This is a genomic window from Spirosoma fluviale (genome assembly GCF_900230225.1).
In the GTDB taxonomy this organism is placed as follows: domain Bacteria; phylum Bacteroidota; class Bacteroidia; order Cytophagales; family Spirosomataceae; genus Spirosoma; species Spirosoma fluviale.
On record NZ_OCNH01000001.1, the window covers coordinates 2,543,235 to 2,567,245 of the forward strand.

At 50.5% G+C, this 24,011-nt stretch carries 15 protein-coding genes; 11 read left to right on the forward strand and 4 right to left on the reverse strand.

The features are described 5' to 3' along the window. The first annotated feature begins 127 nt into the window (after positions 1-127). A complete protein-coding gene (locus CRO74_RS10485; protein ID WP_097126094.1) occupies positions 128-2,350 on the forward strand; it encodes a carbohydrate binding family 9 domain-containing protein in 2,223 nt (740 codons plus the stop codon). Positions 2,351-2,445: 95 nt separating this feature from the next. Beyond that, on the forward strand, positions 2,446-2,646 hold the full coding sequence (locus CRO74_RS10490) for a hypothetical protein (protein WP_097125886.1): 201 nt from the start codon (positions 2,446-2,448) through the stop codon (positions 2,644-2,646). Between the two features lie 77 nt (positions 2,647-2,723). Here the strand turns inward: CRO74_RS10490 and dapA are convergent, their stop codons facing one another. From dapA to ligA, 3 genes are all read right to left on the reverse strand, one after another. Further along, the gene (dapA, locus tag CRO74_RS10495) at positions 2,724-3,620 is read right to left on the reverse strand and encodes a 4-hydroxy-tetrahydrodipicolinate synthase (RefSeq protein WP_097125887.1); all 897 of its coding nucleotides are present in this window, start codon (positions 3,618-3,620) and stop codon (positions 2,724-2,726) included. Positions 3,621-3,681: 61 nt separating this feature from the next. After that, a complete protein-coding gene (locus CRO74_RS10500) occupies positions 3,682-4,209 on the reverse strand; it encodes a DUF8196 domain-containing protein (protein ID WP_097125888.1) in 528 nt (175 codons plus the stop codon). A 45-nt stretch (positions 4,210-4,254) separates the two neighbouring features. Next, positions 4,255-6,342 (reverse strand): NAD-dependent DNA ligase LigA, encoded by a 2,088-nt coding sequence (gene ligA / locus CRO74_RS10505; protein WP_097125889.1) that lies wholly within the window; start codon positions 6,340-6,342, stop codon positions 4,255-4,257. 251 nt (positions 6,343-6,593) lie between these two features. Here ligA and rpe point away from each other — a divergent pair, with 251 nt between their 5' ends. The 9 genes from rpe to CRO74_RS10550 all read left to right on the forward strand — a co-directional run bounded on the left by rpe (position 6,594) and on the right by CRO74_RS10550 (position 20,669). Beyond that, positions 6,594-7,265: a ribulose-phosphate 3-epimerase gene (gene rpe / locus CRO74_RS10510; RefSeq protein WP_097125890.1), complete on the forward strand. Its 672-nt coding sequence runs from the start codon at positions 6,594-6,596 to the stop codon at positions 7,263-7,265. Between the two features lie 42 nt (positions 7,266-7,307). Then, positions 7,308-8,711: an alpha-amylase family glycosyl hydrolase gene (locus CRO74_RS10515; protein ID WP_097125891.1), complete on the forward strand. Its 1,404-nt coding sequence runs from the start codon at positions 7,308-7,310 to the stop codon at positions 8,709-8,711. Positions 8,712-8,821: 110 nt separating this feature from the next. After that, a complete protein-coding gene (locus tag CRO74_RS10520) occupies positions 8,822-10,936 on the forward strand; it encodes an OmpA family protein (RefSeq protein ID WP_097125892.1) in 2,115 nt (704 codons plus the stop codon). A gap of 60 nt (positions 10,937-10,996) precedes the next feature. Then, the gene (locus CRO74_RS10525) at positions 10,997-12,793 is read left to right on the forward strand and encodes a glycosyltransferase family 39 protein (RefSeq protein ID WP_245877802.1); all 1,797 of its coding nucleotides are present in this window, start codon (positions 10,997-10,999) and stop codon (positions 12,791-12,793) included. 2 nt (positions 12,794-12,795) lie between these two features. Continuing rightward, complete coding sequence (locus tag CRO74_RS10530; RefSeq protein WP_245877803.1) at positions 12,796-14,589, forward strand: hypothetical protein; 1,794 nt, start codon at positions 12,796-12,798, stop codon at positions 14,587-14,589. A gap of 96 nt (positions 14,590-14,685) precedes the next feature. Beyond that, positions 14,686-15,828 (forward strand): acyltransferase family protein, encoded by a 1,143-nt coding sequence (locus CRO74_RS10535; RefSeq protein ID WP_097125894.1) that lies wholly within the window; start codon positions 14,686-14,688, stop codon positions 15,826-15,828. 234 nt (positions 15,829-16,062) lie between these two features. After that, entirely contained in the window at positions 16,063-16,824 is a 762-nt protein-coding gene (locus CRO74_RS10540) for a glycosyltransferase family 2 protein (RefSeq protein ID WP_097125895.1), read from the forward strand. 28 nt (positions 16,825-16,852) lie between these two features. Beyond that, positions 16,853-19,570: a hypothetical protein gene (locus tag CRO74_RS10545; RefSeq protein ID WP_097125896.1), complete on the forward strand. Its 2,718-nt coding sequence runs from the start codon at positions 16,853-16,855 to the stop codon at positions 19,568-19,570. A 55-nt stretch (positions 19,571-19,625) separates the two neighbouring features. After that, positions 19,626-20,669, forward strand: a complete 1,044-nt coding sequence (locus CRO74_RS10550) for a hypothetical protein (RefSeq protein ID WP_317042392.1) — start codon at positions 19,626-19,628, stop codon at positions 20,667-20,669. A 65-nt stretch (positions 20,670-20,734) separates the two neighbouring features. Here the strand turns inward: CRO74_RS10550 and CRO74_RS10555 are convergent, their stop codons facing one another. After that, positions 20,735-23,875, reverse strand: coding sequence for an efflux RND transporter permease subunit (locus CRO74_RS10555; RefSeq protein ID WP_097125897.1), 3,141 nt, complete (start codon positions 23,873-23,875; stop codon positions 20,735-20,737). Between the last annotated feature and the right edge of the window lie 136 nt (positions 23,876-24,011).

Below are 24,011 nucleotides of genomic sequence, written 5' to 3' on the forward strand. Positions count from 1 at the left end.
CATTTGTTTTACCCAAAATGCGCAAACGCAACGGCCAATCGACCGTTGCGTTTGCGTTTTTATGCAGTATCGGGGTAAATTTGTACGATTATTCTCTTTTCAGTTTGCTCTATAACGCATTCACTTGGTGAAATTTTTACTGACTCTTTCGCTGTTCTTTTCATTCATTGTCTCCCCTCTGCTGGCTCAGAAAAAAAACGAACAGTACCAGCTTCATATTAGCCGGGCAACCTCACCGATCGTCATTGATGGCTCGGTTGACGAACAAGCCTGGCAAGCGGCTGAAGTGGCGACCGATTTCTGGATGGTGCTGCCCATGGACACCAGCCGCGCGAAGGTTCGCACCGACGTTCGAATGGCCTACGACGACCACAACATGTACCTGAGCGCGGTTTGCTATCATGGCAATGTGCAGGGCCCTTACATTGTCGAATCTCTTCGGCGCGACTGGGCATTCGGGAAAAACGACAACTTCATTTTCTTCATGGACACCTTCGACGACCAAACCAACGGCTTCACCTTTGGCACCAATGCCGCCGGAGCCCAATGGGATGGCCTGTTGTACGAAGGCGGCAAAGCAAACCTGAGCTGGGATAATAAATGGACATCCTCGGTACGCAACTACCCGGACCGATACGTGCTGGAATTAGCCATACCGTTCAAGACCATCCGGTACAAACGAGGCATTAGCCGCTGGGGTATCAACTTCAGTAGGCAGGATTTAAAAACGACCGAAAAGTCATCCTGGACACCCATTCAGCGCCAGTTTCCGACAGCTTCTCTTGCCTTAACGGGCGTACTCGTTTGGGATCAGCCGCCACCACAGCCCGGTCCTAATATTTCGCTTATTCCCTACATGCTGAGCGGGGTGACGCGCGATTACCAGCAAAATACGCCGAACAAAAGCCGCTTCGATGCCGGGCTCGACGCTAAGGTAGCCGTTACCTCATCCCTGAATCTTGACTTAACGGTTAACCCCGATTTCTCGCAAGTCGACGTTGACCAGCAGGTAACGAACCTCGACCGCTTCGAGTTATTTTTTCCAGAAAGAAGGCAATTCTTTCTGGAAAACGGCGATCAGTTTACCAACTTCGGCTATGCTACGATTCGCCCGTTTTTTAGTCGGCGGATTGGTCTGGGTGGGGTGCCCATCCGGTTTGGGGCTCGCCTGAGCGGTAAGCTGAATAAAGACTGGCGATTGGGCGTGATGGATATGCAAACAGGACGCGTTGAGGATATGGGGCCCGGTGTAGAAGCACTCCCGGCACAGAATTTCGCCGTTCTGGCGTTACAACGGAGGGTATCGGCTCGATCGAATATCGGGATGATCTTTGTCAACAAAGAGTCTCTTTCCTATAGGCCAACGTCCGACAAACCCGCTTACACACGCTATAACCGCAATCTGGGTCTGGAATATAACCTGGCTTCGGCAAATAATTTCTGGTCAGGAAAGGCTCTGTATGTCAAATCGTTCAGCCCTAACCAATCGGGTGAGGATGCGGTCTATGCGGCCAACCTTCAATATAACACGCGCCGTTGGCTCATTAGTGGTCAACTGGAATCGGTTGGGAAGAACTACACGGCTGAGGCTGGTTATGTGCCCCGGCGGGGCTATGAGCGCGCACTGGCTACGGTTGGCTATACCTTTCTTCCAACGGGCAGTAGAGTGCTCAGTCACGGCCCAACGGTAACGTCGACCTATTTCTTCGACCCGGCCGGGCGGCAAAGCGACAATGAATCTTACCTTAGTTACATCGTCACCTTCCGCAGTAAAAGTGTCTTTACTGGCTGGATCGCGACGGATTACGTACGGCTGCTGCAACCCTTTGATCCAACCAATACAGGTAGGCAGACCCTGGCAACGGGTACCGAACACCGCTGGACGGCCTGGGGAACAAACTTCACCTCCAAACCGCAAAGCGTATTCACCTATGGCTTTTCGTCGCGGTATGGCGGGTATTACGGCAATGGCACCCGGTTGAATTTGGCAGCCGATATAGGCTACCGTTTTCAGCCCTACGTGAGCTTGGCAGCCAGTGCCAACTACAACGATATCCGGTTACCACAGCCCTGGGGCCAAACGACGTTCTGGCTCGTAGGCCCGCGTTTCGACGTGACCGTGACCAATACACTTTACCTCACGACCTTTGTGCAGTATAACGAACAGCAGAAGAACATGAACGTCAATGCGCGGGTACAATGGCGCTACAAACCCGCGTCTGATTTCTTCCTGGTTTATACCGACAATTATTTGCCAAATTCAGCCCAGATCGGGCAGGATGTGCCGGGGTTCTTCTCGGTAAAAAACCGGGCGTTGGTACTGAAGTGGACGTACTGGTGGAATATCTGATTTTATGACGTGAACAAACGATGTCGATGCCAGTTGTTTAAACAGCTAATTTACCAGCAGTAGTCACGATTGCTACACACATAAAACCAACGATTATGAAAACGCTTCTGCGCTATTTCCCCACGGCCTTCGTTGCCGTATTCATGACGCTCACGCTGACCAGTTGCGCAGCGATTGGCGATATTTTTAAAACAGGAGTCTGGACAGGCGTCATCCTGGTTGTTGTCGGTATCGGCGTTGTCATCTGGATCGTCTCAAAACTATTTGGCGGTGGTGGCAGAAGTAACAATATCTAGTAGGTCAAGACCTCCATTCATAGAAAAAGCCGAATCCATACAGGGTTCGGCTTTTTCTATGAATGGAGGTAAATAGCTTAGGCTACCAATTCCAGTAAGCCATCGCGTTGGAGAACTGCCCGCTGGCGTTCGCTCAGGTCGTCTGAGGCACGCATGAGCGGCAGGCGGACTTCGGCGGAAATCATGCCCATAATTTCCAGAATACTTTTTACCCCTACCGGATTTCCTTCTTCGTAGAGAAGCGGGTCGATACGCAGGAAATGGTAAAGTTCTTTGCGGGCGAAGGCAAAGTTCCCTTGCAATGCCGCTTCTATTATCCCCGTAAACTTAGCCGGGAAAGCATTGGCAATTACCGACATTACACCTACGCCACCAATACTGATGATAGGTACCGCCTGTACATCATCGCCGGAAATCAGGAGGAAATCTTCGGGCTTATCGCGGGCAATTTCCATGCACTGCTCAATTACGCAGGACGCTTCCTTAACGCCGATAATATTAGGATGCTGAGCCAGTTCGCAAATCGTTTCGGCCGACATGTTGATACCCGTCCGAAACGGAATATTGTACAGAATAACCGGCACCGGGCTGGCATCGGCAACGCGGGTAAAATGCTCGATGACCCCCCGTTTGCCGGGTTTATTATAGTAGGGACAAACCGACAGAATAGCATCGACACCCTCAAAATCAATATCCTTCATGCCCGATACAACCTCGGCAGTAACATTACCACCAACGCCAAAAACGATAGGCAGATTCTTCGGGTTATTTTCTTTGAGGTATTGAAGTAACTGTTTCTTCTCCTGCTTCGTCACCGTTGGCGATTCGCCGGTGGTGCCCTGAAGGACAATATAGCGAACGCCCCCATCGGAGATGTGGCGAACGACCCGGCCGAAACCGTCGAAATCAATTGATTGGTCAGCGTTAAAAGGCGTCACGATAGCGACACCTACGCCGTGAAATTTGGTATCCATTAGGGGAAACAGGAATGTATATTACGACAAAGTTACGGGAATTTGTAGAGTCGTCATGCGTTTAGGCTGCCATATTGAGCGAGAAATCTTGCGGCACGAAATAAGCAGGTGTTTTTAGCTCAAACACCTCATCATGAATCGACGCTACATACAATCCGGCATCCATTGCCTTTTTACGAACTTCGGTTGACCCCTGCACACAAGCCAGAATACCGTACAGCTTCTTATTATTATACTCCGGATGAAATCGCCGAAAACGATCTAGGTTCTTTAGCAGCTGATCAATATCCCGTTCCTTCAAATGGCTTTTTACTTCCACAAGCACCACAGTGTTTACATCGCCATTGGCCATGCCAAGCACATCAATCTCCAGCGTATCCGGGCCGTATTCCGTTTTGTAGTTGGTGGTAATCGTTGTCATGCCAAACTGCTTCCTCAACACCTTTTCCATGGATGGGAACGCCATTCCTTCGGTAAAACTGCCGAATTTATTACCCAGATCACCGATGAGTTTGGCGTTTCGTTCGGTTATTTCTGCTGTCCTGGCGAGAATCTTTTTTATATCCTCAAGAGTTGTTTCCTGTTCCATAGTACGGGGGTTATGCGCAAAGATAAACTATTGTTAGCAAACCAGTTACACCACCAGCATCGCCATGAACTCGTCTTCGCCAATCATGGGCACGTTTAGTTTCTTGGCTTTTTCGACCTTCGATGGCCCGGCATTTTCGCCCACAATCAGGTAGTTCAGCTTTTTCGAAATGCCACTTAGCAGCCTACCGCCGTTAGCCTCGATACGGGACTCCAATTCCTCCCGGCTAAAATTGGCAAAGGTTCCGGTGTACAAAAACGTCTTGCCCGTTAAGGTGTCACCTTCCTGCTCCACTACTTTTTTCTCGCCAACAAACTGCAACCCTGCCGCTCTCAGCCGCTCCACAAACTCCCGGTTATCGGCATCCTCAAACCAGGCAACGACGCTCTCCGCAATACGCGGACCCGTATCCGGAACGGCCAGCAGTTGTTCCGGTGTGGCATTCATGATCGCGTCCATCGACCCGAAATAATCAACCAGCTTCTCGGCGGTAGTATTGCCCACGTAGCGAATTCCCAACCCGAACAGCACATTAGGAAACGGCTGCGCTTTGGAACGTTCAATGGCTGTCAGTATATTCTCAACCGTTTTTTCGCGGAAGCTGACGACGCGTTTTTTGCCAGTCTCCTCCACCAGAAACACCTTTTCGATACCCAGCAAATCTGTTGCTTTCAAGGCATATAAATCGGCGGGTGTTTGCACCAGCCCCCGGTCGATGAGCAATTCAATTTTCCCTTCGCCCAGGCTTTCGATATTCATGGCCCGGCGCTGAATAAAGTGCTCAAAGCGGGCCTGTCGCTGGGGTGGGCACCCTTGCTCATTAGGGCAATAAAAATGCGCTTCGCCCTCTTTCCGGACAAGAGTCGTTCCACAGGCGGGGCAGGTGGTGGGATAAATAATCGGCTGGCTCTTGTCGGTGCGCCGGTTCAGGTCGACACCCGTTATTTTGGGGATGATCTCCCCTCCTTTTTCAACGAAAACGGTGTCGTGCATCATGACGCCCAGCCGCTCAATTTCGTTGGCGTTGTGCAGCGAGGCCCGTTTCACGACTGTTCCGGCCAGTAGTACGGGGGTTAGCAACGCAACGGGCGTAACGGCCCCCGTACGGCCCACCTGGTACTGAATCCCGTTGAGTGCCGTACTCGCAGCCATTGCCTTGTATTTAAACGCAATAGCCCAGCGCGGACTTTTAGCGGTGTAGCCCAGGTCGCGTTGCTGGTCGTACCGATTTACTTTAATCACGATACCATCGGTACCAAGCGGCAGGTCGAATCGTTTGGTTTCCCATTCGTTGATGTACGCCATCACCTCCTGAATATTCGTGCACTTCTGCCAGGTTGGCGATACGTTGAAGCCCCAGGCATTCATGGCTACCAGACTCTCTTCGTGGGTTTGAAAGACATCCGTTTCGGATAAAAACGAATACAGGTAACAGTCGAGCCGACGTTTGGCGACCGCGCCGGAATCCTGCTGTTTGAAGGTTCCGGAGGCTGCATTTCGCGGATTGGCCAGCAACGGCTCACCAATATCTTCCCGCTCTTTGTTGATCCGGTCAAACTCAGCCAGAGGCAGGAAGCCTTCTCCCCGAACTTCAAAGAGAGCCGGAATAGCCGTAACGGACGGAGCGGATTCCGACTCATGTACGCTTTTGTGACCACCGCCAATACGCAGGGGTACAGTCCGAATGGTTCGAATGTTGTTGGTAATATCATCCCCCCGGACGCCGTCGCCACGGGTTGCGCCCTGTACCAGTACCCCATTTTCGTAGGTCAGGCTTAGGGCCACGCCATCAAATTTCAACTCACAGATGTACTCATACGCCTGCCCGTTGAGTCCTTTCTGGACGCGCTTGTCGAACTCGATGAGGTCTTCTTCCGAATAGGTATTGCCGAGCGAAAGCATCGGAAATCGATGATAAACCGTCTTAAACTCCTTACTGATTGTACCGCCCACGCGGGCCGTTGGGGAATCGGGCTGACGAAATTCGGGATACTGATGTTCCAATGCTGTGAGGTCGGTCAGTAACTTATCGAATGTAAAATCGTCTACCTCTGAAATGCTGTTCTGGTAGTATTGAAAATTGTAGTAATTCAGGCGGTTTGTAAGGTCAATGATCTGTTCTTCCGGATTCATAATATACTTTTCAATCGTTAGGTAGCAGTTCCCGGCTTTGGTTCACTGGACATCAGCGCACGCATCGCATAAAACTTCCTTTGTTCTAAACGGGCAACATCGTTATTGTTTCTTCGTTCATCCAAAAAAAAGTATTTTTACGGGATAAAAAAGTTGTGTGTTTAGCGTAGTCAGTTCGTAGGTATTTGTTTCTACGATTCAATATACTCAGAAGTACTGACTATTAGGCCTCAACCAATGCCTTACTGTCCATGATAAAGCCTCTTATTGCTCCATCGCTGCTTGCGGCCGACTTTGCTAACTTGCAACGCGATCTTGACCTGATTAACCGGAGTGAGGCTGATTACCTTCATTTTGATGTCATGGACGGTGTCTTCGTGCCCAATATTTCGTTTGGCTTTCCCCTCCTCAAGGCGGTCCATGAACATTGCCAGAAACCCCTTGACGTTCACTTGATGATTACGGACCCAGACCGCTATCTGGAAGCATTTGCCGAAGGGGGTGCCTCCATTATCCATGTCCATTACGAAGCCTGCCCCCATTTACACCGCACGCTCTCCCGCATTCGGGAATTGGGTTGTCAGGCGGGGGTTGCTCTCAATCCGCACACACCTGTTGCGGGATTGATCGATGTTCTGGAGCAAATCGATGTCATCCTCATCATGTCCGTTAATCCCGGTTTCGGCGGGCAGGCATTTATTCCGCATACGATTCAGAAAATTGCCGGACTCAAACAGTTTTTGCTGGCAAACCAGTGCTCAGCCTTAATTGAGGTTGACGGTGGCGTTAGTCTATCCAATGCACAGTCTCTGCTCAACGCCGGGGCAGATATGCTGGTTGCGGGAAGTTCTGTCTTTAACGCCCCCGACCCTTCAGTAGCCATTACCCAGTTAAAAAATAGCCATCTACCTTCGTTGGCTTAATCTATCCGTAACTTAAACTTCACCTTACCTGGTCTAATTTTCATGAATAAATCGTACCTGTACGGCCTGTTGAGTGCGTTGCTAGTGGCAACGGCCTGCCAACATACACAAACGGACCAAAGCGGAACCACAGCGTCCGATACGACTAAGCTGCCTGCCCCTCCGGCTCCCGAATGGGCTAAAAATGCGACAATTTATGAAGTAAATATCCGCCAGTTTTCGGCAGAAGGTAACTTTAAAGCGGTAGAGGCCCAATTACCCCGGTTAAAAGAACTAGGTGTGGACATCGTTTGGCTGATGCCCATTTACCCGATCAGTCAGAAAAACAAGAAAGGCTCTTTGGGTAGCCCCTACGCCATTGCGGATTACAAAAGCGTAAACCCGGCGTATGGTACACTTGCCGACTTCAAATCCCTCGTCAACCGGGCGCATGCGCTGGGGCTGCGGGTCGTTCTGGATTGGGTGGCTAATCATACCGGCTGGGACCATGTGTGGGTAAAGGAGCATCCGGACTGGTACACCAGCGTGAAGGGTAAACTAACCTCCCCTGTCGATCCTACAACCGGAAAACCTACAGACTGGACAGATGTTATCGACCTGAATTATGACAACCCTGATATGCGTAAAGGTATGATCGATGCCATGCAGTACTGGGTCAAAGAATGCGGCATTGACGGCTACCGCTGCGATGTAGCGGGTTTTGTTCCCAATGACTTCTGGGCTGAACTACGCCCTCAGCTTGACAAAATAAAAACCGTTTTTATGCTGGCCGAATGGGAAGATGAGCCCGGCCACTTTTCGAGTTGTTTTAACATGAACTACGGCTGGAGTATGCATACCATGATGAAGGCCGTGGCAAAGGGTGCCCGCACAGCGGATAAAATCGACTCCCTGCGCGAAGCCAACCAGAAACGTTTCCCCAAATGGTATTACCAAATGCTATTTACCCAGAACCACGATGAAAACGCCAACAACGGCACCCTGGCAGAATCCTTCGGCCCCGCAGCCGATGCCTTTTTCGTCCTGAGCAGTACGCTGGAAGGAATGCCGCTGGTGTACAATGGCATGGAAGCTAACTTAAACAAACGGCTGGCTTTCTTTGAAAAAGACACGATTCTGTGGGCCAATTACCCGAAAAGTGATTTTTACAAAACGCTGCTCACGCTGAAACACCGAAACCGGGCCCTTTGGAACGGACTGGACGGTGGTCAGGTAGTAAAAATCCCGACTGACCACGATGATAAAGTGTATGCTTTTTATCGGCAACGGGACAACGACCGTGTCACCGTTTTTCTGAATCTGAGTAACCAGCCCCAAACGACTCGGCTAACGGGCGATGGGTATACCGGCACGTACACCGATGTGTTCAGCCATCAGCCGGTTGAGCTGAAACCAGAAATTACTGTTACGCTGAAACCCTGGGAATACCGGGTAATGACAAACTAGACTTCAGCATTTTACCCTCTGAACGACCCCGGACAGGCTCCGTTTGACACTTATGGCTTTTATCAACAGGATTTACTGCCTATATTGGAGCTTATAGAGCGTTTAATCTTATGCTTACGCGAAGTATTCTTTTCTTTGGTTGTCTTTTAATCAGTCCTCTAAGCGGCCTTACCCAGTCGACCGGTACCCGGTCGGCCGAATCCCCAAAGCGACCAAACAACCCGGCAGAAACACAGCAACAAACCATGGGCAATGTGCAGTGGGCTAGTCGGGTAATTGGGGTATCTTCTGAAAAAAAGGGGGAACCCTATGGCGAACAATACAAAGCATCTCAGGTACTGGGTCGCCCCAGTAAATTACCGGATACGGGCGAAAGCCCCTGCGCATGGGCACCCTTTTACGCCGATGGCACGGCCGACGAATGGATACAGGTTGGCTTTGCCAAACCCATGCACGCCCGCCAGATTGTTATTGCCGAGAATGTGAATCCCGGTTCGGTAGTACGCGTTCTTGTCATTGACCCCAAAGGGGCCGAGCACTCGGTCTACGAAGCAACCAATATTCAGGCGCGTCCAGACCCGCTCCTCCGCCTGTTTCCCAAAGATACTGCCTTCCTGTGTACTCAACTGAAAGTGTTTATCAACGGAGCAGCTCTGAAAGGCATCAATCAGATCGATGCCATTGGTATTACTGAAGAACTTAAGCCTGTTTCAGTAAACCTGATTATCTCGAAAGACATCCCCAAAGAAATCAAGAAAGAGAATTTGGGTAAAACGGTCAATTCGACCGGGCAGGAAGTGGCACCGGTCATTTCTCCCGATGGCCGAACGCTTTATTTTACGCGGAACTTCAACAAAGCCAATATCGGAGCATCAGACCGGCAGGACGTCTGGTACTCCACCCTTGAGTCGGGTGTTGGCGGCAATCCGTCGGGCTGGAGTGAAGCGGTAAATATCGGTTCTCCTATTAACAATACCGGTGATAACGCCATCAGCGGTATGGCTACCGACGGACGGACGGCTTACCTAATCAATGTGTACCGTCCTGATGGAGGCATGTCGTTTGGCATTTCCAAATCGGTCCGGACAAAAGCGGGCTGGTCGCAACCGGTTGAGTGCCGGATTGCCAACAACTACAATCTTCACGAGAAAAACCAGTTAGAATTCTGTGTCTCGCCCGATGGGCACGCCATCATTCTGGCCGTGCAACGAAAAGATACGAAAGGCGACCGCGACCTGTATATCTCCTTTCAGAAGGCAGATAACACCTGGCAGGAACCGGTTTCGCTAGGCAATGTCATAAACACCGCCGACTTTGAAAGCTCTCCGTTTCTGGCCGCCGATAGCCGAACGCTTTACTTTACATCCGGCGGGCATGCGGGCTATGGCAACGGCGATATTTTCGTGTCACGTCGGCTAGACGATTCCTGGAACAACTGGAGTGAACCCGAGAACCTCGGTCCGGCGATCAATACCGATGAGTGGGACGGGTATTTTACCATTCCGGCTTCCGGCGATTATGCGTACTTAAGCTCCCGGTCGGGCTCACTGGGTGAGGATGATATATTTCGGTTAAAGCTCTATCCGGCTATCAAACCGGATCCTGTTGCTATTATCTCCGGGTTGGTACTGGACTCAAAAACAAAAAAACCCATTGCGTCGGAGATCGTATCAACCTTATTTGGTGATCAGAAACCGCTGAGTAAAGTTGACTTTAGCCCCGAAACCGGGGAATATAAACTTATACTTCCCACCCTGAAGACTTACGTTCTGACGGCCACCAAAGAAGGGTACTTCCCGACTATTGAAACGGTGGACTTAAGCAAAGACAAGCGTTTTCGCGATATAAAAAAGAACCTCTACCTCGCTAAAATTGAAGCCGGGCAGACCATTACCATGCGCGAAGTCTTATTTCAGCAAAGCCAGTTCACTCTGTTACCCGGTGCCGACACGGAACTGGATAAGATGGTTGACATGCTGGAAAAACACCCTACTATGGAGCTCCTCATTGAAGGCCATACGGATAATCAGGGCGACTGGGAGCCAAACATGAAACTGGCCGAAGATCGGGTTCGGGTGGTAAAAGAGTATCTTTTGAAGAAGGGGATAAAATCCGGGCGCATCCAGACAAAAGCCTGGGGACCCAGCAAACCCATTGCCAGTAACGAAACCGAAGAGAAGCGTAAACTTAACCGAAGAGTAGAATTCACCATCCTGAAATTGTAAAACCGGCGCGTAGTGGCTTACATTTGTGCCCAAATGCCGAATTCTCTCACTTCAGACCGCATGATTACCAATAACCGTTCTGGTTTAGTTGCCCAGTTGAGTTCTCCACGCCTGCTCATTTTATTAATTCTTCTGTTTGCATTAGGCCTCCGACTCTATAAATCGAGTGTTCATGGCCTTTATCTGGATGAAAAATTTACGCTGATCAATACATCTGGTGTATCCCTGGAAGGGTACAACCAGCACGATGTCTTTTTCACACCGGGCAAAACCTATTTCACTCCAAAGGAATTCTGGAAAGAAAAGCCACTCAAAGATTACATTCGGGCCATTATCCAGACCGATATTGGCAATAGCCCCTCTCATTATGCCCTGCTTTGGGCCTGGATACAAGTCTTCGGAATGAGTGACCTCTCCATCCGAATGCCGTCTATTTTGTTCAGTACCCTCATTGTGGGTCTGGTCTTTTTACTAGTTCGGCGGTACCTGCGGTCTGACTCACTGGCGTTACTGTGTGCCTTTCTGACTGCCATTGAGCCGTTTTTTATTGCCTACAGCCACATGGCCCGCAATTATTGCATGACCATTTTCATTACCCTGCTGGGCACATATCTTTTTCTACGAATTCTGGACCGTCGGGCCGAGGGCAAACAGCCCATTGGGCTCTACATAGCTTATGGTCTATCCTTTGCTCTGGCCACACTTGGTCATTACCTGGCCGTAACTATCTTTCTATGTCACGGGCTTTACCTCGTCCTGTTCAACCGCGACCTGAAAACATACATTGGTCTGGGGATTAGTACCATTGGAGGAGCCGTTGGCCTGATTATTCCCTGGTTTGTGTTCGGTGGCGGAAAGTACACTTTTCAAACACTTGCTTACCAGGCAAAGCTTTATGGCGGACTGGCTCTGACGAACCCGTATAACAATGGGTTTGGTATTATTCTGCCCGCTACGCTTGGCAATGTGGTCAAGAAGTCGATTCCGGTTCTGGCCGATTTGTTTATGTTTTCCAATGGCCTGTCAACCGATACACTGGCCTTTCGAAATCTGATTATTGCTTTCGCACTTGGCTGTGTAGCGGTGCTGATTATCCATCGCTTTGGCCGGGGGCGCTCCGTGCCGGTATGGGTAAGTATTTTAATCCCGCTGTTACTTGTTGCCGGATTCGCGGTTTACTCGGTACAATCACCACGGCTGATCGTAGCCGCTGCCGTTCCGCTGTTTTATTACCTGCTTAGTCAGGCATTCCTCAGCTACACAAATCGCCCCGAGCGCCGGTTCCTGTTTTTACTGGTACTGATGAGTACCATACCTACCCTGTTTTTGATTGCCATCGCCTTTCGGAACGGACATACGTATGGTATTACGCAACGGTATTCGGGTTTTTCATTTCCCTACGCACTCATTCTGGTTGGTCTGACCGTTCGGGAGGTATTCCGTCAGTCGACTTACCTGCGGCTTACGCTGGCGGCTGTCCTGTTGCTACAGAGTTATTACATCGCTGATCTGCTGTATCGTATTTACGAAGATCAGGCACCGAAGTACACATATTACGGCCACTACCGTATCGAAAATCCCTATGCAACAGCTGCTAACCGGATAAAAAGTATGTATACTCCGGGCGACACTGTTCTGTACCCGTCTCCCCGGACAGCGCCCCGCGATGAAGTAGAGAATACCTATACGACGCATTCGATCATCGACGCCCAGTACACGAACTTGTATCTTCCCAAAGATGCCACCTATTACCAGCGCATGGATACGACCCAGACCGACCGAATCATTCTGGTAAAGGGAAGTACAAAACAACAGGTCACAATTTTCGATTTTGAAGGCACTAAATACCGGTACTAACTGTGACCACCGAACAGCCCATAACGGATAACCCACGACAACCCGAACAGCCACGGCCAATTCAGCAGTGGCTACCGGGTATCTCGTGGGTAGTGCTAGGGGTACCGATCGTATTTTTTGCCGTCGCCTGGCTATACTATGCCGTCAATATTCCCAAATGGGATGATCACGCGCTACGGGCATTTTTGTTCTACTCCGACCAGGAACCTTCGTTAACAGGGAAAATCTACCAGCTTTTCAGGCAGCACAACGAACACCGAATTGTGTACGACCGACTCATTACGAGACTTGATTACACCCTGTTTGGAAAGCTTAACTTTGTTCACCTCATGCTGATTGGCAACCTGAGTCTGGTTGGCTTGCTGCTGGTTTTCACAGCTGCGTTGCGCCGGTCGATGCCCAGTCAGCAAACCGTACTTTATGCCCTTCCTGTAGCCCTGCTGCTATTCAACCTGTCGCAGTGGGAGAATATGTTTTGGGGAATGGCCTCCCTGCAAAACTTCTCGGTGGTGCTGTGGGTATTGGCGGCTTTCTACTTTTTAAGTTACACTCGCTTATGGGGTCTTGCCGTGGTGTCGGCTACGCTGGCAACGTTAACCAGCGGCAATGGCCTTATGGTATGGCCAATTGGCTTTGTGATTCTCACGTTGCGCATACCAGCTTACGCGCCTGTAAGCGGTCGGCAACTTTACCGGCCCCTGCTTGGCTGGCTGGCTGGGTCAGCGTTGGTCATTGGGCTTTATTTTACCGGCTTTGAGAAGCCAGAAGGCATCGATTATGTGAAACCCAGCGTAGCTGATCTGTTAAAAGGCTGGTTTGCTGTTCTGGGAGCAGCCGCCGAAGCTTTACCGGTGCGGGCTCCCCTTCGGTCGTGTATTCTCCTGGGCGGTGTATTGTTTGTAACCATCCTATGCATCGTTCTCTGGACTTTGTGGAACAACCGACTTCATATCGTAAACGTGTTCCGTAGGGTAGTAATGCAGAACTCCGACGCACTAAAAACCGGAAAGGTTGTTGCTTCTATGACGCTCTTTTTCTGGAGTTGTGCCGCTTTTATTTTAGGCACAACCCTTATTGTGGCCTGGGCGCGAACGGGCTTTGGTGCCGACTTACTCATTACGAGTCGGTATAAAATGTACTCGCTGACGGGTCTATCGCTTCTTTACCTGTATACGGTGGTAAATTTACCCCGACGCCTGGCCAGCTTGTGGATGATGGGAAGTGTGATCAGCAGTTTTGTCTTTGCTACCCTAACCTACTACGCCTTTCTGGACGAAGCTATCTGGTGGCGGCATTGGCTGACAACCAATCAATTCAACTGGACATATACGACCAATCGGCCCGTTTTCTCGTCCGATTCGACGTCGCAGAAGTACACCCCTGCTACCCCAGCCTTCTATGATGCGGCATTACCCGTGTTATTTGGTTCGGCCCGGCAGCCAGCGATGGAATTGCAACTGACTAAAATAAAGGGCGGGTATTCGATCGAAAACAAAACATTCCCTTTTCAGGGGTTGCGTGATGAAGGTGCCTACGTAGTAGCCCGGTCGGCTAAACGAACGTATTTGTTCCCGGTCTGGCAAAATCAGCAGTCTGTTCTGGCAGCACGGTTCAGGCCGGCTTCTGTATTTACAGATGGCTTCAAAGCAACTCTACTCGATCTGGAACTGGAAGCGGGTAACTATCAACTGTTTGTACTGAACGTCTCGACCAAAAACACCTTTAGTCTGTACCCGACCAATCAACAACTGGTGTCGAAAGGCCCACCCGCTACGGTGTCTACTAAAAACTGGTAGCCCACGAGCCATTTTTAATTTTATTACCGGCTTAATATAAACATACACTTGATTCATCAACAGAACCCTTCGTCCGATTTACCTAACCAGTCGTCTATGCCAACGTCCGCACCTGTCCGTTCAACGCTGAACCACCTTCGGCAACTCGACGGTATCCGGTTCATTGCGGTTGGCATGGTCTTGTTCGATCACTGGATGGTTGGTCGGGCCGACGGGTTAGCACTGGGGGCTTTGGGCGTTACGATCTTTTTTGTCCTTAGTGGCTTTTTGATTACCCGCATTCTGTTGTCGAGTAAAGATAAGCTCAGCAATCAGCCAAACGGCGGACTGGGCAAGTACCTCAAGACCTTCTACATCCGCCGGACCCTGCGTATTTTCCCAATCTACTATCTGACGCTGTTTGTTCTTTATCTGGTTAACGAACCACCCGTTCGCCGAACGTTTGGCTGGCTGGCACTCTATGCCTCCAATATTTACATAGCCCGCTACGCCACCTGGATGGGAACCGTCGACCACTTATGGTCATTGGCCGTTGAAGAGCAGGTGTATCTTATTTTCCCGTTACTTCTTTTTTTCATGCCGCGCCGGTGGGTTCCGCTCACCTCCATACTAATGATCGTGGGCAGCGTTGGGCTACGGTATATTCTGTTCCGTAAGCAGTTACCCTGGTTTATCGGGTATGTGTCCATGCCCACCTGCCTGGATGCTTTTGGGCTGGGTATGCTGATGGCGTTTACCTGGCTTTATCGACGGGAGTGGTTTACCCGTCTATTCCAGTCATCGACCTGGGTAATCATCAGCCTGCTGGGATTTCTGGGGGCTGTCTGGCTAACCAACTGGCTTGCCCAGACGCCATCAATTGGGTATCACAATGTGGTAGCCGACGTTTGGGAACGACTAATTGGCTCACTGTTCGGCTTTTTCCTGATTGGCCGGGCGGTAGTTGGGTTCAGTGGGCCGATGAAATGGGTACTCGAAAACCCGGTTAGTCAGTACATGGGGCGCATCAGTTACGGGCTGTACCTTTTCCATAATTTTGTCTTCAACTTCTTTCATACCCAACCTACCCATTTTACAGTTCGAGCCTGGAAACGTCTATCCGAGATGATGCCTTTCCTAACAAGCTCCTACTTTTTCCAGTTTTCATTTTATCTTGCATTAACCGTTGCTTTAGCAACATTTTCCTGGTTTTTGATCGAAAAACCGATTAATAATCTGAAAGACCGGTATTCATACTAATCGCTGAATTATGTACACTTTACTCCTGATTCAATTGTGAATAGGCCACTCACTAAGGTCAGGTTAGTTTACCCATTTCACCGATAACAATTTCCTATATTTGCAAATCCTCTTAATCAAAAACATAGTTACCAACATTATTGTCTCTGAATATCGGCTAAATCCCACACTACGCTGCTCAATCAATATGCCGGTTTCAATGTCTATTAATGAGTTTTCACTAATTATCCAAGTATGAGTCTCCTGCTGTCAATTGTAATGCCGGCTTACAACGAAGAAGAAGTTATTGAAACTGTTGTCAAGCAGTGGACTGATTTGTTGACCCGCCGATTCCCTACCGAAAATACACGTCTGATAGTTGTTAACGATGGTTCCCGCGATAAAACGGGTGCTATACTTGATCAAATCAAAGACCTCTATCCAAAACTGCTGGTCGTGCATCAACCAAATGGTGGTCACGGTAACGCCGTGGTGAACGGGTATCGGCAGGCGGTAGCTCTTGACTCAGAGTTTATATTTCAGACGGATAGTGACGATCAGTTTATTGCCGATGATTTTGAGAAGCTTTGGGAAAAGCGGAGTAAGTCGCCGTTTATTCTGGGCTACCGGGAAGAACGCTACGATGCTCCGGCACGTCTGCTCATTACGCGTATTTTACGATTGAGCATTGCCTTTATTTACGGCACCTACATCATGGACAGTAACATTCCCTTCCGGCTTATCCGGGGAACGTTCCTGCGAAAATTACTGGCCCAACTACCCGATCCAACCCCCTTTGCACCTAATATTTTCCTGGCCGTTATGGCTAAGAAAGCCGGGTACGATACTTTCGATATTCCCATTACGCACAAAGAGCGGGTTACGGGCACCGTTTCTATCTTAAAATGGAAACTACTTAAGGTGTGTATCCAAAGTTTTAAAGAACTGGCTCAATTCCGTTTTGAATTAAGTAGTAAAGTAAAAGCCCTCAAGAAACCAGAACCCGTAGTTGCGTAAGTGGTACGTTGCCGACTCAAAATCAACTATGAAACGAAGTCTCTGGATTGGTCTTGGTGCAGTAGTACTGGTGATGGGGGGCTGGCTGGGCTTCAAACAGTTTTTTCCAGCGGGTCGTACGGTGGGATCGCTGGTGCCGCCGGGCGCTTTATTGGTTCTGTCGAGTGACCGCCTGCAGGATACCGTATCCGCACGCGTGCTGCGTACCCAGATGTCGCTTCGGCAGGTTCCGGTCTTTGATGAGGCCCGTCAGAAACTCGACCGGTTCCTGTACGCAACGGCCGATTCGGCGACGGTTCTGAAATTCGTTTCGGGCCGAAATATCCGGTACTCGCTCCACTCGATTTCCAAAACGACCCTCGATTTCATTTTCTACATTCCCATCAGTTCGGCTGATCAGGCTTTCCTGAACCGGGTAACCAACCCGGACCCACGCCAGTACCGGGTTTTAAATCACTCGTTTGCCGGTGAAAAAATCCTCGATCTGGTGGCCAGAGGGAATGAACCGGTTGGCTCGTTTATCCTCACCGATAAGTTTCTCGTGGGTAGTGTCTCGGGCATCCTGATTGAGAATGTTGCCAAACGAATGCATCAGCCGCTCAGGTTCTCGTCAGCAGAGCCGGATTTCGAGCTTGACAACGATCGTCTGGCGAGTTTATCCGTACGGCCGGAAGTTCTGCAGTCGCTGTTCAGCAATGTAGGTTCACTGGTAAAACTCTTTCTGCCGGAAGAGTTGAACCTTCAGTTTCGGCAGTCGGCTTCTCCTTCTCATCTGGTGGGGTATGCTGTCGACCAGATTGGTGGACGCCGGGACGTAGCCGCTTTATTTGCCAATCAGGCCCCTCGCCGGATTCAGCATGCCTACCTGATTCCTCAATCGACATCGACCCTGTATCATATTGGCATCAGCGATGCGAGCCAGTTTGGCCAGTCGCTCAGTAACTTACTGAGTTCGGCATCCAGTGACTTCCTCCGGGAGCGATTCCGTCAGATACGGGCCGAAACAAAACCACTGTATGAATCGCTGGGCAGCGATATTCTCCTTTGTCGGCTCGAATCCAGGACAGGAACTGCGCGTCAGGTGTTGATTTTAACGGCTAAAGATGGCAAACAACTGGCCAACACTTACCAGCAGGTTGCTTACCGATCAGGGGCCAAAGCTGCGTCATCGCCCAAAAGTTACCTGAGTCATAAGATCCTGCTGCTCAATATCTCGGAGCTGCCTGCATCTCTTTTCAGCAGCCTTTTTTCGGGGTTTCCACAAAGCTGGATCACCCAACATGGTTCGTCGCTGATTATTGCCAATAGCGAAGATGCGATGCTGGATTACTTGCAACAGATTCAGCGAGGTGCCGTCTGGTCGACCGATGTGCGTCAGGCCGAGCTAGTAAACGCAACCCTGCGCCCAGCCAATTTTACGGCATTTGCCCGGTTGAATCGGGAACAAACAAGCGTGCTCACCAACTGGCCACTGGGCTGGCAGAATTTGCTCGACAAAGTTGATCCCGCCACCGGAACCTCAGCCCTTGCCAATCTGGAAAATATGGTTTACCAGGCCAGTTATGGCAACGAAAATATTCAATCGACCGTAATACTGGGCCGTACCACCCGACGCGCCAGTCGGGCTGTGCTTAACAAACTTCTGCTGCACAAGAAAACCGAGTTCAATGCTCCCCTTGTTTCGGCTCCGATCGTAACCGGCTCGCTTAGCGATAGTTCGGCTCAGTTTTACGCGCAGAACAACGCTAGTCAGTTTGTTCTGGTAACCCCGGAAGGCGATAAGCTGGTGCAGAATAACATTGACGGTCCGATACGGAGTAATGCACTCGGCGTCGACTTTCTGAACAATGGGCGGTTACAGTATTTATTTATGACCGACCGAACCCTGTACATTGCCGATCCGGTTCGCATTCGAAAAGAAGTTACCCTTCAATCCATTCCACTCCCGGCGGGCATCGACGCGTCGTTTCTGGCTCGTCCACGGGGTAGTCAGCAGCGGAATCTGGTTGCGCTGGCAGCTCACCAGGATGGTCATATTTATGCGCTTGACCGCCAGCGACGAACCTTTATCCGGCTGATGACGGCTTCTCATAAAGGAGCCTTACAGCTTCCCTTCCAGGTTATATCCACGCCGAAAGGGATGGCTGTGCTGGCAATTCAGGCCGATGGCACACTGAACCACTGGCAGGAAAACGGTAGCCAGTATCCGCATTTTCCAACCCGAATCGAGCGAACCAACGAAGAAGAGCCCGAAATCCGTTTTGATGGGCCTGCCCTGTTACCCCCTGGCCAAACCCAGATTCGGACGATCACCGATGAGGGGCAACTCCTTTCCTTAACCAGTAACGGGCTCGTTGCCAAGCGCCTTCAGTTGTATCGTCCGGTCAGAAATGGCGTATTTCGGCTGTTCCCCGACGAAGACCAGACAAACTGGTTGCTGATGCGAACGACCGATACGGAAGTTGCCATAATGGACCAGCAGGGAAAACGGCGCTTTGACGTGCGGGCCTTGCAATCCGGACGCAACAATGTACGTTACCATCGACTCGGATCGGGGGTGGAGTTAATCAGTGTAAAATCGGGTGGCTTTACCATGCTTTATGACTTAAATGGCCGTATCCTGAACGACCGGCCCATACCAAGTGATTTCCCGATTGCTGTTCAGTTCGATGAACGCAGTAATGAATTATACATTTTAAGTGGTGCCAAACAGGCCGTCCAATTATTCAGTATTCGACTTCGGTAAGGGCAAAGGGCATAGGGTATAGGGCATGGGGTAAACGTCCATTCCACCAACCCTCATGCCCTACGCCCTTCACCCTCTGCCCTTTGCCCAATACACTATGCGTTTTATTCGTTACCTAATCATTCTTTTGGCGCTCCTGTTTTGGGGGGGCGGCCTATCAAGTACGGTTTCGCACTGGCTCTACCAAGTTGGCATCATTGTCGACGACTACCGGTTTGGCGACTTGTACAGGCTTTCTGCTTTACCCCAGTTTAAAGAGCCTAAGCCGGTTTGCTCACCCTCCAACCGGTCGAGCGATACGGCATCTACGCACCTTTATTTGATCGGTGATAGTTTTTCGGAACCTGAGCGACTAAGCCAGGACGATTTTCGGGTGAGCCATTTCCAACGCGTTGCCTGGGATTTTCGGCAACGGGCACAGCTCGATCCAACCAAACGGAATGTCTTACTCATCGAATCCATCGAACGGCACGTTCGGGAGCACTTTGCCGGGAATGTCCAGGAATTTGTCGTTGAGAAAGATACCAGTCGGTTACCCACCCTGCGTCTGCCTGTATGGCAACGTCTCAGCAATGAGTTTCACCGGAGCGATGTGGAAGAACGGCTCGAATCGACCCTCTTCAGCCACGATTGGGCATTCTGGTTCAAAGAGCTTAAAGCCAGCCTGACGCTGAACTGGTTCGACCGGGAAAGTGCCAGCGTAAGCCTTTCTAAAGACAAGAGACATGTGTTTATCCGAAGCGACACCGATACGAACAAAACGCTGAACTCGTCATTCTCCCGCCTGACAGACGAAGAGGTTAACACCCTTGTCGACAGCGTAAATTCGGTTGCCAACCGATACCGGCAACTCGGCTTCGATGCGGTTTATTTGTCGCTCATTCCCAATAAAGCCAGTACTCTGGAGCCTGAACGGGCGGTATATAATCACCTCATCGAACGGATTCAGTCGAATCCGGCATTACAGGTGCCGTTTATCGATACCTACGAAGCGTATAAAAAAAGCCCGGTACCGCCTTTTCTGAAAAGTGATACACACTGGAGTTGTGAAGGGCGGGCTCTTTGGCTCGATCTGGTGCGACAGAAAGCGCAGATTTAACGGATCTACGACATCCGTGAGTGCTTGTTAGCCGTGGTTTGTCTTGACAAACCACGGCTAACCGTTTATACTTCGCTGTAGGCCAGCCGCTTACTTGCTTTGGGTGTTTGCGATCGATAAAATAATCGGTAGATAATTGGGAAAATAAGCAGGGTTAATACCGTTGCGGTTATTAATCCGCCGATAACGACAATGGCCAGCGGCTTTTGTGTTTCAGAGCCGATGCCGGTGGAGATAGCGGCCGGAAACAGACCGATCGCTGCCATGAGGGCCGTCATGACCACCGGTCGAATACGCGACTGAACCCCCGTCCGAATGGCCTCATCGAGCGGCATTCGTTCTTTTCGGTTATTGTTAAACACCGAAACCAGTATTACGCCATTCTGTATACAGATGCCGAACAGCGCAATAAAGCCAACTCCCGCCGAAATGCCGAAGTTCATGCCCGTTGCGTGAAGGGCCAGAATGCCGCCAATGAGTGCAAAGGGCACATTCAACAGGACGAGTCCGGCATCTTTAGCGTTACCGAACGTGATGAACAGGATCACGAAAATGGCCGCTAAACTTATCGGTACAACCTCTCCGAGCCTCCCCGTGGCCCGAACCTGATTCTCAAACTCCCCTACCCAATCCACGGAGTAGCTCTTTTCCGGATGCAGTTTTTCTCGTACCCGCTGCTGCGCTTCGGCAATAGTACTGCCTAAATCACGACCCCGCACAGAAAATTTCACCCCAATAAACCGTTTGTTGAGATCGCGGTAAATAAAAGCAGGTCCCGTAATTTGTTTGATGGTCGCAATCTCTTTCAAAGGTATTCTGCCACCACTCATGGTGGGCACCATCAGTTGCATGATGTCCTCTTCGCTTTTTCGGTACTCGGGCTGAAAGCGCACCCGAATGTCAAATTTTCGCTCGCCTTCGTACAAAACAGAAGCGGTTTTACCTCCGATAGCCATTTCAATGACCGCCTGAGCATCGGCCGTCGATACGCCGTATAGTGCCATCTTATGATCGTGGAACATTACGCTCATTTCGGGTTGCCCTACGTTGCGAATAATGCCCAGGTCTTTGATCCCTTCTACATTCCGAATGGCCTCCATAGCCTGATTGGCGTATTTTTCCAGCTCGTATACATCCGGCCCGAAAATCTTGATCCCGTTGCTCGCCTTGTAACCCGCTACAGCCTCGGCCACGTTGTCGATGATCGGTTGCGAGTAGTTGTAGAGTATACCGGCATAGTTTTTTAATTTGGCATCCATCTCATCGGTTAGTTGCTCGTCGGTTAGTCGACGACCGAGCCGTCGTTCGGGCCACTCCCCTTTCTGCTTCAGATCGACCTGAAACTGACAAAAATAGAACCCGTTCGGGTCGGTGCCGTCGTTGGACCGACCGACCTGCGACAGTACCTGTTTTACCTCGGGAAAGGTATTCAGGTCTTCCCGGATCGTTTTGGCCATATCGACACTTTCGGGCAGCGACATACTCATCGGTAATTCGGCCGTTACCCAGAGCGCTCCTTCGTTGAGCTGAGGTAGAAACTCGGTTCCCAGCATAGTCGACGAAAAAAACGTGGCGATCATGAAGCTGATGGCACCCACCAGACTGAGTCGACGGTTGCGGTAGCACCAGCCGAAGCCCGCCATGACAATACGGTCGAAGAAGTTAACAATGGGGTTCTTTTTCTCCCGAACATTTTTCTTCAATAGGATCGAGCAAAGTACCGGCACCAGTGTTAACGTGAACAGTAACGCGCCAAGCAGGGCAAAGCCCAGCGTCCAGGCAAGAGGTGAGAACATTTTACCTTCCACTTTCTCGAAGGAGAAAATAGGTAGCAACGCCGTGATAATGATCAGTTTCGAGAAAAAGACCGCTTTGCCCAACTCACCGCCCGTTTTCCTAATCAGACCGAGTTTGGCCATGCGGTTATACCGGTTCATACCCACCCGGTGCGCCAGATGGTCGAGCGTAACGAATATTCCCTCGACCATGACTACGGCACCGTCGATGATAATTCCGAAATCGACCGCCCCCATAGAAAGCAGGTTGGCCGACATGCCCCGCAGCCGTAAACACATGAACGCAAATAACAGGGCCAGCGGAATGATGATGGACACAATCAGCGTCGTGCGCCAATCGGCCATGAATAGAAAAACGATGACCGTTACCAGCACAATGCCTTCTGTGAGGTTGTGCAGCACCGTTTGGGTACAGAACTCGATGAGATTGTCGCGGTCGTAGAACGTTACCATTTTTACATCCGATGGCAGCACACGCGTGTTCAATTCCTCTATTTTGGCCTTTACCCGAGTCAGAACCTCACTGGGGTTTTCGCCTTTCCGCATCACGATGATGCCTTCGACCACATCATCATTCTTATCCAGACCCACTTGTCCTACCCGGGGCAGGTTCGACTCGGCCACCTCCGCCACATGCCTGACCAGCACCGGATTCCCCCCAGCCTCTTCGATCAGTATGTTCTCAATATCCTGAATGGAGGTCAGGAGTCCAACGCCCCGAACAACATACGCCTGCCCATTTCGCTCGATGACATCGCCCCCCACGTTGATATTGCTTCGGGTAACGGCCTGGTACACATCCAGCGGTGTAATGTCATATTTGGCGAGCTGAGTCGGGTTGACGCGCAGTTCGTACATCTTGTCGCGCCCCCCAAAGGCAACAATATCGGCAACGCCCGGTACACTGCGCATCTGCCGGTCAACGACCCAGTTTTGCAGGGTGAGCAACTCGCGGCTATCACGGTCTTTGCTTTCCAGCGTATACCGGAATATTTCACCCGTAGGCCCGTAAGGCGGCTGCACGTCCGGTTCCACCCCTTCCGGCAGCGAGACATTGCGCAGAAGATTATTGACCTGCTGCCTGGCGAAAAAGTCATCGACATCATCATCGAAAATAATTTTCATGACCGATAGCCCGAACATGGTCGTTGACCGGACATTGCTTTTTCGCTGCACCGAATTCATGGCCACTTCGATGGGTACGGTCACAAACCGTTCTACCTCTTCGGCCGAGCGTCCATTCCATTCCGTAACCACAATAATTTGCGTATTTGTTACATCGGGGAAGGCCTCAAGGGGTGTTTTGAGGTAGCTCACGATACCGGCAACGACCAGCACCGCTGTCATGAAAAAGATGAAGAATCGGTTTTTCAGCGAAAACCCGACTACGTTACTGATGAATTTATTCATAATGTGTTGGGCAAGGGGCAGAGGGGTATGGGCAGAGGGGTTTGGGCAGAGGGTAGGAAGTAGTGAAAGGAAAGGGTTTGCCCCACGCCCTATACCCCCACGCCCTCTGCCCTCTGCCCCACGCCCCTTTGCCCTC

What these genes read in the sequence shown, in the direction of transcription:
- CRO74_RS10490 (WP_097125886.1), top strand. Translation starts at nt 2,446, where the DNA reads ATGAAAACGCTTCTGCGCTATTTCCCCACGGCCTTCGTTGCCGTATTC.
- dapA (WP_097125887.1), bottom strand. Translation starts at nt 3,620, where the DNA reads ATGGATACCAAATTTCACGGCGTAGGTGTCGCTATCGTGACGCCTTTT.
- CRO74_RS10500 (WP_097125888.1), bottom strand. Translation starts at nt 4,209, where the DNA reads ATGGAACAGGAAACAACTCTTGAGGATATAAAAAAGATTCTCGCCAGG.
- ligA (WP_097125889.1), bottom strand. Translation starts at nt 6,342, where the DNA reads ATGAATCCGGAAGAACAGATCATTGACCTTACAAACCGCCTGAATTAC.
- rpe (WP_097125890.1), top strand. Translation starts at nt 6,594, where the DNA reads ATGATAAAGCCTCTTATTGCTCCATCGCTGCTTGCGGCCGACTTTGCT.
- CRO74_RS10515 (WP_097125891.1), top strand. Translation starts at nt 7,308, where the DNA reads ATGAATAAATCGTACCTGTACGGCCTGTTGAGTGCGTTGCTAGTGGCA.
- CRO74_RS10520 (WP_097125892.1), top strand. Translation starts at nt 8,822, where the DNA reads ATGCTTACGCGAAGTATTCTTTTCTTTGGTTGTCTTTTAATCAGTCCT.
- CRO74_RS10525 (WP_245877802.1), top strand. Translation starts at nt 10,997, where the DNA reads ATGATTACCAATAACCGTTCTGGTTTAGTTGCCCAGTTGAGTTCTCCA.
- CRO74_RS10535 (WP_097125894.1), top strand. Translation starts at nt 14,686, where the DNA reads ATGCCAACGTCCGCACCTGTCCGTTCAACGCTGAACCACCTTCGGCAA.
- CRO74_RS10540 (WP_097125895.1), top strand. Translation starts at nt 16,063, where the DNA reads ATGAGTCTCCTGCTGTCAATTGTAATGCCGGCTTACAACGAAGAAGAA.
- CRO74_RS10545 (WP_097125896.1), top strand. Translation starts at nt 16,853, where the DNA reads ATGAAACGAAGTCTCTGGATTGGTCTTGGTGCAGTAGTACTGGTGATG.
- CRO74_RS10550 (WP_317042392.1), top strand. Translation starts at nt 19,626, where the DNA reads ATGCCCTACGCCCTTCACCCTCTGCCCTTTGCCCAATACACTATGCGT.
- CRO74_RS10555 (WP_097125897.1), bottom strand. Translation starts at nt 23,875, where the DNA reads ATGAATAAATTCATCAGTAACGTAGTCGGGTTTTCGCTGAAAAACCGA.